At 72.0% G+C, this 16,798-nt stretch carries 17 protein-coding genes; 7 read left to right on the top strand and 10 right to left on the bottom strand.

Annotated features, from left to right (window positions below):
• Positions 1-121: 121 nt before the first annotated feature.
• Both FCN18_RS06730 and FCN18_RS06725 read right to left on the bottom strand, forming a co-directional pair.
• Positions 122-1,567: a DUF4389 domain-containing protein gene (locus tag FCN18_RS06730; protein WP_137093865.1), complete on the bottom strand. Its 1,446-nt coding sequence runs from the start codon at positions 1,565-1,567 to the stop codon at positions 122-124.
• Positions 1,568-2,258: 691 nt separating this feature from the next.
• Positions 2,259-2,570: a hypothetical protein gene (locus FCN18_RS06725; protein WP_137093863.1), complete on the bottom strand. Its 312-nt coding sequence runs from the start codon at positions 2,568-2,570 to the stop codon at positions 2,259-2,261.
• A gap of 212 nt (positions 2,571-2,782) precedes the next feature.
• Between FCN18_RS06725 and FCN18_RS06720 the strand changes: the two genes are divergently transcribed.
• Positions 2,783-2,977 (top strand): hypothetical protein, encoded by a 195-nt coding sequence (locus FCN18_RS06720; RefSeq protein ID WP_137093861.1) that lies wholly within the window; start codon positions 2,783-2,785, stop codon positions 2,975-2,977.
• A gap of 110 nt (positions 2,978-3,087) precedes the next feature.
• On the opposite strand, the gene FCN18_RS06715 is transcribed toward FCN18_RS06720, so the two are convergent.
• Together FCN18_RS06715 and FCN18_RS06710 are read right to left on the bottom strand one after the other, a co-directional pair.
• Positions 3,088-3,309, bottom strand: coding sequence for a PLDc N-terminal domain-containing protein (locus FCN18_RS06715; RefSeq protein WP_112270248.1), 222 nt, complete (start codon positions 3,307-3,309; stop codon positions 3,088-3,090).
• A 44-nt stretch (positions 3,310-3,353) separates the two neighbouring features.
• Positions 3,354-4,082 carry a class I SAM-dependent methyltransferase gene (locus FCN18_RS06710; RefSeq protein ID WP_137093858.1) on the bottom strand — a complete coding sequence of 243 codons (729 nt, stop codon included), beginning with the start codon at positions 4,080-4,082 and terminating at the stop codon, positions 3,354-3,356.
• Between the two features lie 104 nt (positions 4,083-4,186).
• Here FCN18_RS06710 and FCN18_RS06705 point away from each other — a divergent pair, with 104 nt between their 5' ends.
• Positions 4,187-5,542, top strand: coding sequence for an MFS transporter (locus tag FCN18_RS06705; RefSeq protein WP_137093855.1), 1,356 nt, complete (start codon positions 4,187-4,189; stop codon positions 5,540-5,542).
• Positions 5,543-5,555: 13 nt separating this feature from the next.
• On the opposite strand, the gene FCN18_RS06700 is transcribed toward FCN18_RS06705, so the two are convergent.
• Complete coding sequence (locus FCN18_RS06700) at positions 5,556-6,032, bottom strand: hypothetical protein (protein WP_112270243.1); 477 nt, start codon at positions 6,030-6,032, stop codon at positions 5,556-5,558.
• An 89-nt stretch (positions 6,033-6,121) separates the two neighbouring features.
• Between FCN18_RS06700 and FCN18_RS06695 the strand changes: the two genes are divergently transcribed.
• Complete coding sequence (locus tag FCN18_RS06695; RefSeq protein WP_228713698.1) at positions 6,122-6,874, top strand: TetR family transcriptional regulator; 753 nt, start codon at positions 6,122-6,124, stop codon at positions 6,872-6,874.
• Between the two features lie 93 nt (positions 6,875-6,967).
• Complete coding sequence (locus FCN18_RS06690; protein ID WP_137093853.1) at positions 6,968-7,726, top strand: phytanoyl-CoA dioxygenase family protein; 759 nt, start codon at positions 6,968-6,970, stop codon at positions 7,724-7,726.
• Between the two features lie 11 nt (positions 7,727-7,737).
• Here the strand turns inward: FCN18_RS06690 and FCN18_RS06685 are convergent, their stop codons facing one another.
• On the bottom strand, positions 7,738-8,685 hold the full coding sequence (locus FCN18_RS06685) for an Lrp/AsnC family transcriptional regulator (protein WP_113641926.1): 948 nt from the start codon (positions 8,683-8,685) through the stop codon (positions 7,738-7,740).
• Between the two features lie 174 nt (positions 8,686-8,859).
• On the opposite strand from FCN18_RS06685, the gene FCN18_RS06680 reads away from it, so the two are divergent.
• A complete protein-coding gene (locus FCN18_RS06680; RefSeq protein WP_137093851.1) occupies positions 8,860-10,371 on the top strand; it encodes a peptide MFS transporter in 1,512 nt (503 codons plus the stop codon).
• A complete protein-coding gene (locus FCN18_RS06675; RefSeq protein ID WP_137093849.1) occupies positions 10,368-11,582 on the top strand; it encodes a metal-dependent hydrolase family protein in 1,215 nt (404 codons plus the stop codon). Before FCN18_RS06680 ends, FCN18_RS06675 begins: the two co-directional genes overlap by 4 nt.
• On the opposite strand, the gene FCN18_RS06670 is transcribed toward FCN18_RS06675, so the two are convergent.
• Both FCN18_RS06670 and FCN18_RS06665 read right to left on the bottom strand, forming a co-directional pair.
• The gene (locus tag FCN18_RS06670) at positions 11,575-12,990 is read right to left on the bottom strand and encodes an amidase (protein WP_137093846.1); all 1,416 of its coding nucleotides are present in this window, start codon (positions 12,988-12,990) and stop codon (positions 11,575-11,577) included. The genes FCN18_RS06675 and FCN18_RS06670 overlap by 8 nt on opposite strands.
• Positions 12,991-13,050: 60 nt before the next feature.
• The gene (locus FCN18_RS06665) at positions 13,051-13,470 is read right to left on the bottom strand and encodes a hypothetical protein (RefSeq protein WP_137093844.1); all 420 of its coding nucleotides are present in this window, start codon (positions 13,468-13,470) and stop codon (positions 13,051-13,053) included.
• Between the two features lie 176 nt (positions 13,471-13,646).
• Here FCN18_RS06665 and FCN18_RS06660 point away from each other — a divergent pair, with 176 nt between their 5' ends.
• The gene (locus FCN18_RS06660) at positions 13,647-13,937 is read left to right on the top strand and encodes a DUF1905 domain-containing protein (RefSeq protein ID WP_112270230.1); all 291 of its coding nucleotides are present in this window, start codon (positions 13,647-13,649) and stop codon (positions 13,935-13,937) included.
• Positions 13,938-14,248: 311 nt separating this feature from the next.
• Here FCN18_RS06660 and FCN18_RS06655 read toward each other — a convergent pair whose 3' ends face one another.
• Positions 14,249-15,259, bottom strand: coding sequence for a M14 family zinc carboxypeptidase (locus FCN18_RS06655; protein ID WP_137093842.1), 1,011 nt, complete (start codon positions 15,257-15,259; stop codon positions 14,249-14,251).
• Positions 15,260-15,888: 629 nt separating this feature from the next.
• Complete coding sequence (locus FCN18_RS06650; RefSeq protein ID WP_112270226.1) at positions 15,889-16,302, bottom strand: CBS domain-containing protein; 414 nt, start codon at positions 16,300-16,302, stop codon at positions 15,889-15,891.
• Between the last annotated feature and the right edge of the window lie 496 nt (positions 16,303-16,798).

The raw sequence follows: 16,798 nt of genomic DNA, 5'->3' as shown, positions 1-16,798 counted from the left end.
TCCACCGCCCGGTGAAGGCGACCATGCCTGCGTGGAGGCGAACTCAGTGGCGCACAGCGTCTCCGTTCGGGTGGCAGGGAGACGGGTGGGCGCAGTGATGGTGGCCTTCACCGCGGTCGGGTTATCCGTGCGGGGCGCGCGCAGGCTCGCCGGTGGGTGGTTTGCTGCCTCGCGGGTGCTCGGCCGCAAGATGCGCGGCCCTGCCGATCAGGAGGCCGCCTGCGCCCAGGAGGAGCACGCCGAGCACGAGGGCCCCACCGCCGACCCACGGCAGCGCGGGCACGGTCGCCCCGGCCTGCGCGCGCACGCTCACGCCGCGGCCGCGATCGGCGTTGAGCACGACGACCGTCCAGTCGCCCACGTCCACAGGGGTGCGCACGGTCCGGGTTCCGGTGCCGCTCGACTGCGCCGTCCAGATCCCGGCCGTGGCGGGCGGCGTGGCCGGCGCGCCTCCACTGTGGACGGTCATCGCCGCGGAGCCGTCGTCGTCGACGTCCCGCACCGTCGCGTACTCGGTGCCCGCGAGGTACCTGGCCGCCTCGTCCGACGGCGCGATGCCGACGAAAAGGGCCTCACTCGGATCGGTCGAGGCCGCCCGGACTCGCACATCGCCGAGGGCGGCCCCGACCCACTCGGGCGCGCCGGCGAACCGGGCCGCCTCGGTCGCGAGTGCGTAGGTGCCGGTGTCGAACGTGCCCGACGCCGTGAGGAAGCCATCCGCGTCGCGCTGGCTCCGGTCGGCCCACAGCATGGCGACGCCCCCGGTGATCGGTCCCATCGCCACGAGAGCGAGCACGGCTCCGACCACCACGGCCGTGATCCGGCCCGGCGTCCAGCCGCCCGGCCGGGCCGACGTGGCGCCGGAGCGCGGCGCCGGAAGCGGACCCTCGGGCTGCCTCGACGGCTCGCCGCCACCGAGGTCGAGCCGGAAGGGCGGGTACTCGTCGGTCATGAGCCCGGCGTAGGCCGCGACCCGCACCACCCACCGGTCCATGCCAAGCACGAAGTCGTACACCGGTCGCGGGTAGGAGCCGGTGAACAGCAGCACAAACCCGGCCACCAGCACCAGGATCCCGATCAGGCCGCCGCCTGCCCAGGTGGTGTCGTCGCTGTCGCCCGGCCACCACAGGAACCACAACCCGCCGCCCGCGAACAGCCCCACGACGATGTAGTGCGGTATGGCCAGCAGCCACCACTTCACCAGCACCAGGCCGCGGGACAGCCGCACGGGATAGTCGACGTCCAGGTGCGCCGGGTAGTCCGGCACCTCGGCCAGGGTGAAGGGCGGGTACCGGTCGGTGCCCAGTCCGGCGTAGGCGTAGTAGTGCACGCGCCACGTCCACCGCAGGACGCCGACGTTGAAGTCGAAGATGCCGCGCGGATAGCGGCCGGTGACGAGGATCGCGAAGAACGCCACCACCGTCAGCACGCCGAACGCGAGCCACAGCACCGAAAGCACCAGGTAGTGCGGGATCGCCAGCAGCCACTTCACCAGCCACAACCAGCGGGACAGACCGGGGTCCAGCTCCGCTTCGACCCGGACGGGATAGGGATTCGCGTTCGTCATGCCGAAGCACCTCCTCACCTTGCTCGCGCTTCTGCCCTGACGGTGCGCCACGGACCCCGCCGCCGGACAGGAGCGAAGGTCCCCTGGGGTGGGTGGCTTCCGGCCCTGCCGGACCCCACGCGAGCCCGGCAGGGCGGGGCGACGCCGTGGCGAACGCGCGCTCAGGCCGACGCGCCGACGCAGGAGACCTGAGCACTCCGGGAACGCCCACCGCCAGCACTTCGGCCTGGCGGTCGGTCTCGCTGTCGAACCGGTCGGTGATCGTCACCTCGCCCGCGTGCACCGCGACGGTCCACCTGCCGGGGCCGCCGAAGGTCGCGAGCCGGTGCTGGACGTCGCGCGCGAGCGCCTCGTCGCTGCGCGCGAGCATCCGGGCGAGGTCGCGACGGCTCTCGATGCCGACCACCTTGTTCCCACCACGACCGGCAGGCTGCGCGGCCCCCTGTCGAGCATGTCGCTCACCACGTCCACGACTTCCCCGACGTTTTCGCGCGCGCCAGCCGCCACGGCGGGCACGGTCATCACGTCGCCGACCGGTCGCCCACCAGGCGACGGGCGGCCGGGCAGGTCGGCGCTGCCTCGCGTGGTTCGCCGACCACGACCACCCTGCTCCCGGCTGCCTCGGCGAGGCGGGCTCGGGCCGGTGGACTCGTCCGGCCGCCACTCCGGAGGTGACTGACGGGTCCCGGCGTCAGCGCTGGGCCGTGCGCAAGCCGTCGTCGAGTCCCTCGACCGCGGCCTCCACGGCGCTGCGCGCGCACCGGCCGACCGCGCGGGTGCGCACCGTGCGGCCGTGCCAGACGGCCGTCGCGTCGGTGCGGACCGCCGCGGGCATGGCCGGATGCCGGGTGCGGGACATCCGCACGTTCAGCGAGTCGATCGGATAGCGGGCGCAGAGCGCACGGGTCCGCTCGAGCGCGTAGTCCAGGAACGCCGGGTCGACGCCCGAGGCGGCCTCGACGTGAACCGTCGGCGCGGGCCGCCCCGGCAGAGATGTCGTCACAAACGCGACGATCCCCGCCGACGGGCGTCCGGCACAGGGCCCTTGGTCCCTATTGTCGCTGACCTTAGCCCGGACCGGCAGCGGGTCGCCGCCCCAAGACTGGCGTGCATGGAACGTCCCGTGCGCGTGCGCGAGACCCCGAACCGGACGGTGCTCGCGCTGCGGCAGAAGGCCGCGCCCGGGCGGCTGGGCGAGGTCATCGGCCACCCGAGGTGCGCTACCTCGGCGACTTCCCGGCCAGCGAGCTCGACCTGGAGATCCACGTGCCCGTGCCCGGCTTGCCCGGGACGGGCCACTCCGGCGGCGCGCGGGTGCTGGAACTGCCCGCCACGACGTGGGCGAGCACCGTCCACGAGGGCGCCTTCGACCGCGTCGGCGAGGCGTACCGGCGTTCGAACACTGGATGACCGAGCACGGCTACCGCCGCGGCGGGCCGCCGATCGAGTTCTACCTCGGCGAGCGCGCCGCGGCCACGTACCGGATCGAGGTGGCGATCCCCATCGCGCGCTGACCGCGTTCAGCGCCTGCCGAAACACAGGTAGGCGGCGGGGCCGATGAAGTTGATCCCGATGACGAGGCCCCAGACCCGTTTCGGACCCCGCACCGAGGCCTCCGGCCTCCTGGCGAGATCGGCCCACGCGTAGCCCGCGAGCGCGAACTGGACCACCGCGCCGGAGCCGATCACCATCCGCTCCCCAGGGGAGAGTTCCCTCCAGCCACGCCGCTTCCTCCGCTCCATGGGAGGCAGTATGCCCGCCCGGCGTCCCCGTCGCCCTGGCGGTCTCACCCCGTGCGCTGCGCGAGGAAGACGAACTCGCGACCGGGACGGTCCGGCGCCCCGCGCACGTCGAGCACCCGGAATCCCTCGGCGGCCAGGCTCGCCTCGACCTCGGCCCGGTCGCGGAACCGGATGGTGGAGTCGGAGGTGAGCACGGCGCCGTCGGAGAGGAACCGGTAGACGTGGCGGAAGGAGACGAGCGGCGGGCTCACGTCGGTGACCTCCAGCCACCGCCGCACCCGGCCGATCCCGGGGACGTCCACGGTGACCACCCTGGTGTCGGCGGCCCAGTCCTCCCACGCCCGCCGTTCGGGACGCCTGGTCTCGAACACGAGGTGGCCGCGCGGACGCAGGGCGGCGTGGACGCCCCGCAGGGTCTTCGACCAGGCCTCGTCGGTGAGGAACACCTGCGCCACGTTGCCGGTCAGCACGGCGAGGTCGGCGCCGAGTGCGGGCAGCGTGGTCGCGTCGCCGTGGATCCAGGTGATCTTCCCGGCGGGGTCCTTCTCCCTCGCGATCTCGAGCGACGCGCCGGCCGGGTCGGCCCCGACCACGGTGCGGCCGCTGTCGGCGAGCAGCGTCGCCAGGGAGCCCGTCCCGCAGCCCACGTCGACGACCCGGCGCGCGCCCAGCTCGTCGGCGACGGCGAGGTAGGCCGAAAGGTCGTCGCGGTCCCCCTCGAAAGCGTCGTAGACGGGCGCGAGGCGGCGGTGGGCGAAGATCGGGTCGGGCACCCGGCGACCCTATCTCGGCCTTGCCTTCGGGGAGCGTATTAATTACCGTCCATTCGGTCGTTTAGGGCGACCTCCCCGATCCCCGCTCGAACAACGGAGTTCCAATGCCCACCGAGAAGGCCGCGGCCGCGCGCCGGCAACGCAGATCGACCGAGGAGCGCAGGGTGCTCGTGAGCACCCTCGCCGGGACCACCATCGAGTGGTACGACTTCTTCATCTACGCGCAGGCCGCGAGCCTCGTACTGGCGCCGCTCTTCTTCGCTCCCGTCGGCGAGCACGCACCAGGACTGGCCACGGTCATCTCGCTGGCGACGATCGGCATCAGCTTCCTCTTCCGTCCACTCGGAGCCGTCGTGGCCGGCCGCTACGGCGACCGCCTCGGCCGCAAGAAGATGCTCGTGCTCACGCTCGTGCTCATGGGCGCCGCGACCGCGTTGATCGGTGCGCTGCCCACGTATGCCGACATCGGGCTGGCCGCTCCGATCGTGCTGATGCTGCTGCGCATCCTGCAGGGTTTCTCGGCAGGCGGCGAATGGGGCGGCGCGGCACTGATGTCGGTCGAGCACGCGCCCCTCCACCGGCGCGGGCTGTTCGGCTCCTACCCGCAGGCCGGCGTGCCGCTGGGGCTCATCCTCGCCACCGGCGTCCTGTGGATCACCACCACCGTCACCACGCCGGAGCAGTTCGAGAGCTGGGGCTGGCGCGTCCCGTTCCTCTTCTCCGTGGTGCTGATCGGCATCGGCTACGTCATCCGGAGGGCCGTCGAGGAAAGCCCCGTCTTCCGGGAGATGCTGGCGAAGAAGAAGCAGTCCGCCGCGCCGCTGCGCGACGTCTTCCGCGGCAACACCAGGCAGATCGTCCTCAGCGCGCTGATCTTCGTCGCGAACAACGCCGCCGGGTACCTCGTGATCGCCTACTTCCTCAACTACGGCGTCGCGACTCTCGAGCTGCCGAGGTCGTCGGTGCTCCTCGCGATCGTCATCGGCTCGCTGGGCTGGCTCTCGGCGACCGTGTACGGCGGCGCGCTCTCCGACCGGCTCGGCCGGGTGCGCACGTTCCAGCTCGGCTACGGACTGGTGTTCGTGTGGATGATCCCGCTGTTCCTGCTGATCGACACGCGCAACATCTGGCTCTTCGGCGCCGCGATCTTCGTGCTGACCATCGGGCTCGGCCTGTCCTACGGGCCGATGTCGGCGATGTACGCGGAGATGTTCCCCGCGGCCGTCCGGTACTCCGGCGTCTCCATCGGCTACGCGCTGGGCACCATCCTCGGCGGCGCCTTCGCCCCGATGATCGCCGAGCTGCTCATGCAGCGGACCGGCTGGTCGGGCTCGGTGGGCGTCTACATCATGGTGCTGTGCGTGGTCTCGTTCGCCGCGGTCTCCGCCGTCAAGGAGACCAGGGGCGCCGAGCTGCGGGCCGCCTCGGACCACCAGGACAACGCCGACGTGCCCACGTAGGCGCCCCGAGGTCTCAGCGGGCGCCGCCGGGCACCAGCGTCCGGAACAGCGCGCCGGGCGTCGACGAGCGGATGGTGGCCAGCACGGCGCCGAGGCTCGGCAACCAGCGGCGATGGGCGTCGGGCTCGACGATCCACCTGGCGTGGATCTCGGGCCTGCGCCAGTCGGGCAGCGGCACCGTGGTGCCCGCGGGCAGCACCCTGACCTGTTCGGGCGGCGGCGCGTCACCCCAGGCGGGCAGCTCGGCCTCCACCAGCAGGACGCTCATCATCTCGCGCTTGGTGGGTATCGCCAGCACGGGACCGAGGCAGTCCTGCCTGGCGAGCCCGGCCAGCACGGCCTCCGACTGCGCCTTCGGCATGGCCACGGCGCCGATTCCCGACCCGATCACCAGATGCGGGCCGGTCGCCTCCCACCGCACGGGCCAGCCGAACACGCCACGGTAGTCCGGAAACGCCGGCCTCGTTACCAGGTCTCGCTGCAGCTCCATGGCGCTCCTCGTCTCCACGGCACCTCGGGTATGTGTCGATGCTAACGGCACTCCGTGCCATTAGCAATGGGTCCTGGTAAGTTCGGCGCGTGTCGGTGGAACCTCAGCAGACGGGCCGCCGCCGGGTCGGCCGGACCACGGAGGGTCGCAGGCTCCTGCGGCGCACGCTCACCGTGGCGGCGATCGACCTGTTCCTCGAGAGCGGCTACGAACAAACGACCGTGGACGACATCGCGGCGGCCGCCGGCGTGGGACGGCGGACCTTCTTCCGGTACTTCCGCTCCAAGGAAGACGCCATCTTTCCCAGCCACGACGAGGTTCTGCGCGACATCGAGCGCCTCTTCGCCGAGGCCGACGACCGGCAGAACCCCATCGAGGTGGCCTGCGCGGGCGTCACCCTCGTGCTCGACTCGTACCTGTCCGACCCCGACGTCTCGGTCAAGCGCTACACGCTGACCCACACCGTGGCCCCCTTGCGGGACAGGGAGGTCGCCAGCGTCGACCGCTACCAGCGCGTGCTCGCGCGGTACCTGCGCGCGCGGTTCGAGACCGACGGGCAACCACTCGCGGATCTCCGGGCGTCCGTGGCCGCCGCGGCCGTCGCCGCCGCGCACAACCACGTGCTGCGCCGGTGGTTGCGCAGCGGCGGCACCGAGGACGCGCATGCCATGGCGCGCAAGGCTTTCCAGCTGGTGGTCGACGCCTTCTCCACGGAGCAGCCCCGGCGCGAGACCGGCGACGACGAGACCGTGGTGGCGGTGCTGCGCAGCTCCGCGTCACTGGCGGAGGTCGTCCAGCAGATCAGCGCGTCCCTGCGGCCCGCGGGCGGACACCCTCAGTAATGGCACTACGTGTCGTTACAGGGACCGTCCACACGGCATCGCCACGGTGAAAACCGGTGGCCCCCGCCGGGTGCCGCACACCAGGATGACCGCGTGGGCCTGAGTGCTGAGCAGATCGACCGGTTCGTGACCGAGGGCTTCGTCAAGCTGCCGGGGGCGTTCCCCCGCGGCGTCGGGAAGCGGTGCGTCGATGAGTTGTGGCAGGCCACGGGCTGCTCCCCCGGCGACCCGGCGACGTGGCGCGAACCGGTCGTCCGGCTCGGCGGGTTCTCGACCCCACCCTTCCGCGAGGCGGCCACCACCCCCGTGCTGCACGAGACGTTCGACGCCCTCGTCGGCGAGGACCGCTGGGTGCCGCTCGGTGGGCTCGGCACGTTTCCGGTGCGCTTCCCCAGCGAAGCCGAGCCCGGCGACGACGGCTGGCACGTGGAGGCGAGTTACGCCGGGACACAGGGCGAACCGCGGCTGAACCTGCGTTCCCGCAACCGCGCACTGCTGCTGCTGTTCCTGTTCTCCAACATCGGTCCCGACGACGCGCCGACCCGGATCCGGGCGGGCTCCCACCTCGACGTCCCACCGCTGCTGGCGAAGGCGGGCGACGAGGGCCGCGAGTGGATGTCCCTGTGCGTCGACGCGGTCGAGGCGTCGGCGCACCGCCCGGTCACGCTCGCGACCGGCGAGCTGGGCGACGTCTATGTGTGCCACCCGTTCCTGGTGCACGCGGCCCAGCCCCACCGGGGCACACGGCCGCGGTTCATGGCGCAGCCACCGCTGACTCCGACCGGCCTGCTGGATTTCGACACGCCACACCCCAGCCCCGTCGCGAAAGCGGTACTCGACGGACTGCGCTGAACCTCGTGGAGTCAACTGTGGACGGACGCGGGAGCAGCCGCGAGCGGCAGCGCCCGGTCGCTCTCCTCCTTGATCGCGCGCAGATGCGCCCACGACTCGACGGTCCGGACGCCGGGCAGTGCGCGCAGGCGTTCCAGCGTCGCCAGCACCTCGTCGAGTGAACCCGCCCGGATGGTGCCGATACCGTTGCACCAGCCGACACCGGTCGCGAAGCAGTCCACCTCGTCGAGCGCGGCGACCTCCCTGGCGACCGGCTCGGTCTCGCCGACCACGTTGAGCGCGAACCCCACGGTGTAGGTCCGGCTGAGCGGGTTGAGCCGGACCAGCGCGCCGACGTGCACCACACCGGACTCCAGCAGGCGCAGCACCCTCGCCCGGGTGGCTCCCGGCGAGAGTCCGCTGACGCTCGCGAGCTCCGCGAAGGACGCGCGCCCGTCGACCCGCAGGTGGGCGAGCAGCGCGTGGTCGGAGGCGTCGAGCTCGATCTCGCTCAGCGGACCGGGGCTCTCCAGCGGCCCCGGCGGGAAGTACGGGTCCTTCCAGATCCGCAGGTACGTGATCGCCTGCACGGCGCGCACGGCGGGGACGGCCTGGACCCGCGCGAGGCCGCGCGCGAACGCCTCCATGTCCTCGGTGCGCAGCTCGGCGGTGACCGCGAACCGGCCCGCGGTGGTGGTGACGAAGGAGATCTCGTCGAGCTCGGCGATCTGCTCGGCGACGGGCGCCGCCGGCCCGTGCGTCTCGACGATCACGTGGCCGAGCTGGTTGAGCCCGAACACGGCGGGATGGATGGCGCCGACCAGCCGGATCCCGCCCTCCCCGAGCAGCCGCTGCACGCGCGCCTTCGTGGTCGACCTGGCGAGGCCGACCAGCCGCGCCAGCGTCTCGTAGGATGCCCTGCCGTCCCGGTGCAGCGCGCGCACGAGCTGCTCGTCGATCTCGTCCAGGTTCGCTCGCACGCGAGCCAACCTAACGCATCCCGGTTCGATCGCCGAATAGCACGCACACTCAGGTACCGAAGACCGTAACAGCGACCGAGTCCATCGATCGCCGCCGAATCGTCTATTGATCACCCGATAGGGCAGATGTATCGTCTGCTGCCAATCACGGGTCTGGCCGAAGGGTGCGGTGGGATGGGCAGTACGGATACGGATCGCGCGTTCTTCGGCCAGCCCCGCGGCCTGGTGGGGTTGTTCTTCGCCGAGGCGTGGGAGCGGTTCTCCTACTACGGCATGCGGGCGCTGCTGCTGTACTACATGACCGACCGGATGCTGGACGGCGGGCTCGGGATCGACTCCGCCGACGCCCGGTCCCTCATCGCGGTCTACGGCTCCGCGACCTACCTGGCTGCGATCCTCGGCGGCTGGATCAGCGACCGGCTGCTCGGCGACCGGCGCGCGACCCTGCTCGGCGGCGTCCTGATCATGTGCGGGCACATCTGCCTGGCGATCCCGGCCGGCGCTGGTGCGCTGTTCGCGTCGATGATCTTCATCGCCAGCGGCACCGGGCTGCTGAAGCCGACGATCTCCTCATCCGTCGGTGACCTCTACGCCCGGGACGACCCGAGGCGCGACTCCGGTTTCAGCATCTACTACATGGGCATCAGCGTGGGCGCCGTGGCCGCTCCGCTGGTGGTCGGCACGGTCGGCCAGACGTACGACTACCACCTCGGATTCGGGATCGCGGCGGTCGGCATGGCGGTCGGCCTGATCGTGTACGTCCGCACGCAGCGGCACCTGAGCCCGCTCAGCGACCGCCCGAAGAACCCGTTGCGGCTGCGGGAGGTTCCGCGTGGGCGGCTGGCCGGCGTGCTCGCGGGCATCGCGGCGCTCGTCGCGATCATCGTCGGGACCGTGGCGACGGGAACGCTCGACGCGGGCGGGGTCGTGAACCTCATCAGCGTGGTCGCGATCGCCGTTCCGGCCGCGTACTTCACGGTCATGCTGCGCAGCGGGCGGACCACCGCCGTCGAACGCGCGAGGGTGCGCGGCTACATCCCGATGTTCGTCGCCGCGGTCGCCTTCTGGTGCATCCAGGAGCAGGGCGCGACGGTGATCGCTCAATACGCCGACGAGAGCACCGACCTGGGTGCGCTCGGGTTCACCATCCCGGCGTCATGGTTCCAGTCGGTCGGCTCGCTGGTGCTGATCGTCCTGACGCCGTTGTTCGCGGTGCTGTGGCTGCGGCTCGACCGGTCCACGCGGCCACCGTCGCCGGCCCACAAGTTCGCCGTGGGCCTCGCCATCGCGGGCCTGTCGTACCTGCTGCTCGTGCTGCCCGCGCTGGGTGGCGGGCAGACCAACCCGCTCTGGCTGGTCGCCAGCCTCGCGGTGGTGACGATCGGCGAGATGTGCCTTTCGCCGATCGGGCTCTCCGCGACGGCGCGGCTCGCGCCCGCCGCGTTCGCCACGCAGACGATGGGCCTGTGGCTGTCCTCGAACGCCGCGGGCCAGGGCATCGGCGCCCAGCTCGTCAAGTTCTACGACGCCGGTTCGGCGGCGGCCTACTTCGGCCTGCTCGGCGCCGGCGCGGTCGTGATCGCGCTGCTGCTGCTCGCCGTCACTCCCCTGATCCGCAGGCAGACCGAACGGAAGGCGCCGAGCGGTGAACCCGGCGCCGAGACCTTGAGTGGAGTTCAGCGATGAAGCGCACCGTCTTCCGCGGCGGCACCCTGTTCGACGCGGTGTCCCGGACCGCCGCTCCCGCCGACGTGGCGGTGGAGAACGGCTGGATCGTCGACGTGGGCACCGGCCTCGACGGCGACGAGGAGGTGGACTGCGCCGGCCGTGGTGTCCTGCCCGGACTGATCGACTGCCACGTGCACCTGACGATGACCGGTTCGGACATCGTCGAGAGCGCGCAGCAGCCGTTCTCGCTCCAGTTCTACGAGGGCGCCCTGAACATGGCGAAGACACTGGCCGCGGGCGTCACCACCGTCCGCGACGCCGCGGGCGCCGACCTCGGCATGCGGGTCGCGCGGGAACGCGGCCTGATTCCCGGGCCCCGGATGCAGCTCTCGCTCAACATGCTGAGCCAGACCGGCGGGCACGGCGATCCGTGGTGGCCGTCGACCTGTGTGCTGGACCTGCTCCCGCCGCACCCGGGCCGTCCGCCCGTGATCGTGGACGGGCCGGAGGAGATCCGTCGCAAGATCAGGGAACTCGTGCGCGCGGGCGCGGACGTCATCAAGGTCGCCACGAGCGGCGGGGTCGTGTCGAGCGGAGCGGGGCCGCGGATCCCGCACTTCCGCGACGACGAGATCAGCATGATGGTGACCGAGGCCGCGGCGGCCGGGCTGCACGTCATGGCGCACGCGCACGGCGAGGGCGCGAAGGCCGCCGTGCGCAACGGGGTCCGCTCGATCGAGCACGGCCACTTCCTCGACGACGAGACGCTCGCGATGATGGCCGACCGCGGCACATGGCTCGTTCCGACGCTCAGCGCGGGAGTCGGCCTGCGGCAGGCGATCGAGGCCGGTGTCCCCTACCCCGAGCACATCGTCGAGAAGATCCAGGCGCCGAGCGACAACAGCGTCCGGCGCGCCGTCGAGGCCGGGGTGCGGATCGCGATGGGCACCGACGCTCCCCTCTACCCGCACGGCGAGAACCTCCTCGAACTGGAACTGCTCGTCGAGCACGGCCTCACCCCGGCCGACGCGCTGCACGCGGCGACCCTGTCGGCCGCCGAGCTGATGGGGCTCGACGCCACGCTGGGCTCCCTCACCCCCGGCAAGCGGGCCGACCTCGTCGTCGTCGACGGGGACCCGCTCGACGTGCACGACCTCGGAAAGCGCGTCCTGGCCGTCTACCAGGACGGGCGGGCCGTGCACGTCGCCGACCGGGACCCGGTCAGCTGAGTGCGGGAGCGCGCCCGCCGTACCCGGTGAGCTGCTCGAACGCGTACCCCACCTGCAGCACGAAGAAGTCGGCCCTCGGCGGGCCGACGAGTTGCAGCCCGACGGGCAGCCCGCCCTCGGTGAACCCGCCGGGTACGGACAGCGCGGGATTGCCCACTGTGGACACGAAGTAGCACGACCGCATCCAGCCGAGGTAGTCCTCCTGCGGGATGCCGCACACCGAGGTCGGGTACTCCTGCCCGGCGTCGAAGGGCAGCACCTGGCACACGGGCAGCAGCAGCACGTCGTAGCGGGTGAAGAACTCGCGCACGCGGTGGTAGAGCCGGGTGCGTTCGGCCTCGGCGCGGCCGAGCTCCGGTCCCGTCAACGCACGGCCCTGCTCGACGTTGCGCCGCAGCGCCGGCTTGACGGCCCCGGGATCGCGCTGGACGAGCTCACCGTAGGCCTGTTCGAACTGCCACGCGCGCAGCGTGCGGAACACCTCGTCGGCGCCGGTGAAGTCCGGGCAGTCCTCCTCGACGACGCAGCCGAGCCGCTCGAAGAGCTTCACCTGCGGGCTCAGCACCTCCAGCACCCCGGGCTCCACCGGCACCGCGCCGCCGAGGTCCGGCGACCACGCCACGCGCAGCCCGGTCAGGTCGCGCTCCAGCGGACGGCGGAACGTCTCGCCAGGGTCGGTCAGCGCGATGGGGCTGCGGTCGTCCGGGCCCGCCAGCACCGACAGCGTCAGCGCCGCGTCGGCCACCGTGCGCGCCATCGGACCCTGCACGCCGAGGCGGGTGAAGCCCAGCGCGGCCGGGTAGCCGGGCACCCTTCCCGGCGAGGGCCGCAGGCCGACGACGTTGCAGAAGGAGGCCGGGTTGCGCAGCGAGCCGCCCATGTCGCTGCCGTCGGCGATGGGCTGGAAGCCCGCGGCGAGCGCGGCGGCGGCCCCACCGCTGCTGCCGCCGGCGCTGCGCGTGAGGTCGTAGGGATTGCGCGTGGCGCCGAAGACCGGGTTGAAGGTGTGCGACCCCGCGCCGAACTCCGGGGTGTTCGTCTTGCCGATCGTGATGGCGCCGGCGGCCCGCAGCCGCTCGACCACGAGGTCGTCCTCGTCGGGCACGAAGTCCGCCAACGAGGGCGAGCCGAACGTGGTGCGGATGCCCTTTGTCAGGTGCAGGTCCTTGTGCGCGACGGGAAGCCCGTGCAGCGGGCCCGGCTCCTCACCCGAGGCAAGGCGGTCGTCGGCGGCCTTCGCGTCGGCCAGCGCCCGCTCCGGCACGAGCGTGACGATCGCGTTGACGTCCGGGTTGTGCCGGTCGATGCGGTCGAGGTGGGCGCGTACCAGTTCCTCGGCGCTGAGCTCACGTCGCCGGAGCGCCGCGAGCTGGTCCAGGGCGCTGAGGCGGCAGAGGTCGTCGTTCACCGGTCCTCCCAGGTTCGATCACGACCAAGGGTGGGCGCCGACCGGTTCGCCGGCAAGGGGTCAGCCGTGCTGGTGCTCGTGCCTGCGCCGGTAGACCAGCCAGGCCATCGCCACGAACATCACGGCGTGGCCGACGCCCATCAGCGCGCCCCCGGAGATCAGCCCGGCCCAGTACGGCACCAGGAGCACCACGAACGGCACGTACATCGCCGCGGTCATCTCGGCCACCGCCGGGAGGCTGTGTCCGCGCACGAGCATCCACGCAGCCATCGCGACGGCCATCTCCGTGGCCATGATCATTGCCCGCACGTCGGTGTACTCGAACACGGCCGACCAGCCCGCCGCACCGAGGCCCCAGCGCACCAGCGGCCCGAGGATCGCCATGCCCAGGCCCATCGCGGCCGACATCTCGAGGTAGTGCAGCACCGCCCTGCGGGTGACCGAGAGGGAACGCGAGGGACGAACGTCTGTCGTTGTCATGAGACCTGACCTCCCAAGCAGTGATGGATACCTCAGCTATCCATAATGGGAACCTACACTATCCATCTCGGCTCGTCCATGGCGTCACGAACTTTTCTCCACGGCGATGTCGAGAAGGGGGCCACCGGCTTCGACCCGACAGCGAACCGCGCTCCACCCCCGGCGAGGAGGACGTCATGACCGGCAAGCACCCTGGACCGCTGAACAAGGAGTTCACCGCGACTCTGCTCAAAAGCCCGGCCAAGGGCGGCTGGACCTATGTGGTCCTGCCGGGCTCCGCCGAGTTCTTCGGCACCCGAGGGCTCGTCAAGGTCCGCGGCACGATCGACGGCCACCCGTTCCGCGCGTCGTTCATGGCGCTCGGCGACGGCACCCACAAGCTGCCGGTGAAGACCGACGTCCAGCGCGCGATCGGCAAGAGCGAGGGCGACACCGTGCACATCCGGCTGCGCGAGCGCCTCGGCTGACCCCGGCGGCCCCGCACACCGCCCGGCCGCCGACGGTGATCCCGACGTGATCCGATGGCATCGGCAACCTCGTGGGGCTCACGCCCTACGCCACATACGCCCGCACCGGGACGTCCCCGCGTCCCCCCGTGGAGGAGAAGGTCGAGCTCTCCGCCAAGGTCAGCGCCTGATCGGCCGGACTGCGGTGAAGGCCAACCTGCCCGCGCCCACCCGTCTCCCCACCACCCAAACGGAGACGCCCCGCGCCACGGTGCCCGATCAACGCAGTGATCGTGGCCTTCACCGCAGTCGTCAGCCGCGGGCTCGGCCGGTCAGTCGCCGCTGTCCACGAGGAGGGCGCCAGCGGCCCGCGGCAACGGCTCACCGCGCGGCGGGATCCGCTCCGCCTCGCCGGGATCGACCGTGCCGAGCGAGCCGTCCGCGGCGCTCCGCGCGATCGCCAGCATCGAGCTCAGCGCCGAGGCGATCTGCGCCTGCTCGTGCTCGTCGCCCATGTCGCTCAGCTCGATGAGCACGCTGCCCTTGCCGAGCAGCCCATAGGCGTTGCGGGCGATGCCCTCGTAGTCGCCGCCGGGATACTGCGTGGCGTTCCCGCCGGCTTCGGTCATCGCCCGGTGCGCCACCGCCGAGACCTGCTTGGCCAGCGCGACCGCGGCGGGGTCGACGCCGGGATGGGTCGGCCACATCAGCGACGCGGTGATCTCCCTGCCGTCGTCGTCGACGTAGCGGCCCTGCATGTGGTAGTCGACCACGATGTCCGGGTCGAAGTTCGCGTGGTGGGCCTGGATGAGTCCCGCCTCGGTGGCGGGGTTGTCCTCCGGCGCGACCGCCGGGTCGTGGTACCGGTTGATGTCGTAGCCCTTGCCCGCCTCGCCGTACTCCGGCTGGGCGTCGGGATCGTAGTTGTAGCGCCAGTTCTGCTCGTGCCCGTCCGGGTTGGCCCGCACGATGATGTCGACGGTGACCCGCGAGCGCAGCCAGCGCTGGTACCTGCTCTGGCCGACGCCGGTCTCCCGCAGGAACTCCAGTGCCGCCGGGGTGCCGAGGGGCTCGTCCCCGTGCTGCTGGGTGACGTAGAGGATGCGCAGCGGTCCGTGGCCGACCCGTGCGCTCCACACCGGCCTGCCCTGGTTGGACCTGCCTATCTCGGACACGTCGACCGCACCCCGGCTCCGCCATTCCAGCGCGTGCAGTTCCCAGGCCAGTTCGGCGGTGCTGGGCCGGGTGTCGACCGGCCGGTCACGTGGGGTGGCCTGTGCCGGCGAGACGAAACCGAGTACGGCGACGGCGGCGAGCAGTCCCGTGAACGTCGATCTGATCATGACCGGCCAGTCTGCCGCCCGGCGTGGCAGGCTCGCTACGTCCGTTCGACGGGTTCCGGGCCATCGGCCACGCTGGCCACCAGTGGTCGCACTCCCAGGTCTCGGCGACCCGCGGAAACACGTCGCGGCGCAGAGGCACGGTCGGCACGTAGCTGCCCCACCGTTCCCGCTCGGGGCGGCGGGCCACGCCGAGGTCCCAGCGGCCCGGTTCGCCGGTCAGCACCCCGGGGCGGGTTCGCCGCCGGGTAAGGCGAACGCGGCGCTCCGGGGCACGGCGTCGAGCGAACCCGGGCGCCCGGCATGACCTCCGTCGGCCCTCCCCGGCCCCGCGCCGCCATGACGCGACCGTGGTGTGCGCCGAGGCCCGCCGGCACGACGCCACCGCGACCGTTGCGCTCCGGGCGAGCCGACCGATGCACGTCGGCCAGCGCTCGAAGGCCCCAGCGCCACCCTCGGATCGCCACGCGCACCGGGCAGGCCACGCACACTCCCGTTGACGTCGAACTCGCGCGTGCCGAGGCTCGCCTCGCCGAGCGGCACCGCGCGCGTCCCCGACGCGGTCCAGCGGCACGTCCGGATCGACCGCGTCGGCCACCGGTGGGCCGGCCCGGTCATCCCCTCCGGGTACCTCAGCGCGAGATCGCCTCGAGCAGGTCGCCAACCTGCGGATCGTCCAGCGCACGGGCCACGTCGGCCTGCGCGACGATGCCGACGAGGTCGTGGCCGTCGATCACCGGCAGCCGGCGCACCTGGTGCCGGGACATGGTGCGGAAGATCTCGTCGGCATCGTCGTCCGCGCCGATTGTCACGGCCTCACCCTGCGCCAGGTCGCCCGCCCGCACGGCACGCGGGTCCTTGCCCTCCGCCAGCACCTCGACCACGATGTCGCGATCGGTGAGCATGCCCTTGAGCCGGTTGTCCTCACCGCAGATCGGCAGCGCGCCGACGCCCAGCTCGGCCATCCGCTTGGCGGCGTCCAGCGCGGTGTCGCTGGTGCGAACGCACGCGGGGTCCCTGGTCATGATGTCGCGGGCCTTGGTCATCGCGAGCTCACTCCCTTCGCTGGACCCAAGGTCAGGTCCACCCCAGCGGCATACCCGCGGTCGGCGACGCCAAACGCCAACGTCCGCGCATTCCGATGTGGACACCACGGGGCCTGCGGCACGCCACGTCGGTGCGCGCGGGCTAAGGAGCCGCTTCCCGGCGGATCGGCCCTGGCTCGCCGGGAGCACAGTGTCGGGCATGTTGCTCACCGGACTCACGATCGCCGCGCTGGTCGTCACCGGCGCGGCCCCCGTCCAGGACAACGACGTCAGCGCGCACCGGCGTGTTCGACGCTGCGCCCTACCCCGTCGGGGTTCCCGCCGACTGGAACGGAGCCTCCTGCTCCGAAAGTGAAGCCACGGCTGCTGGACGAGGCTCGTAGGCTTATGTCCAGACTGGACAGTCGCACCCGCGAACGGGGCTCAGCGCGACAGCGGTTCGTGGCCGCAGGGGGAACGGCCGACCCGGCGATCGGAAGTCGCGATCAACCGAGTG

The sequence above is a fragment of the Prauserella endophytica genome (assembly GCF_005146945.1).
GTDB classification, from domain to species: domain Bacteria; phylum Actinomycetota; class Actinomycetes; order Mycobacteriales; family Pseudonocardiaceae; genus Prauserella_A; species Prauserella_A endophytica.
This window is presented reverse-complemented; position numbering and strand designations above follow the sequence as displayed.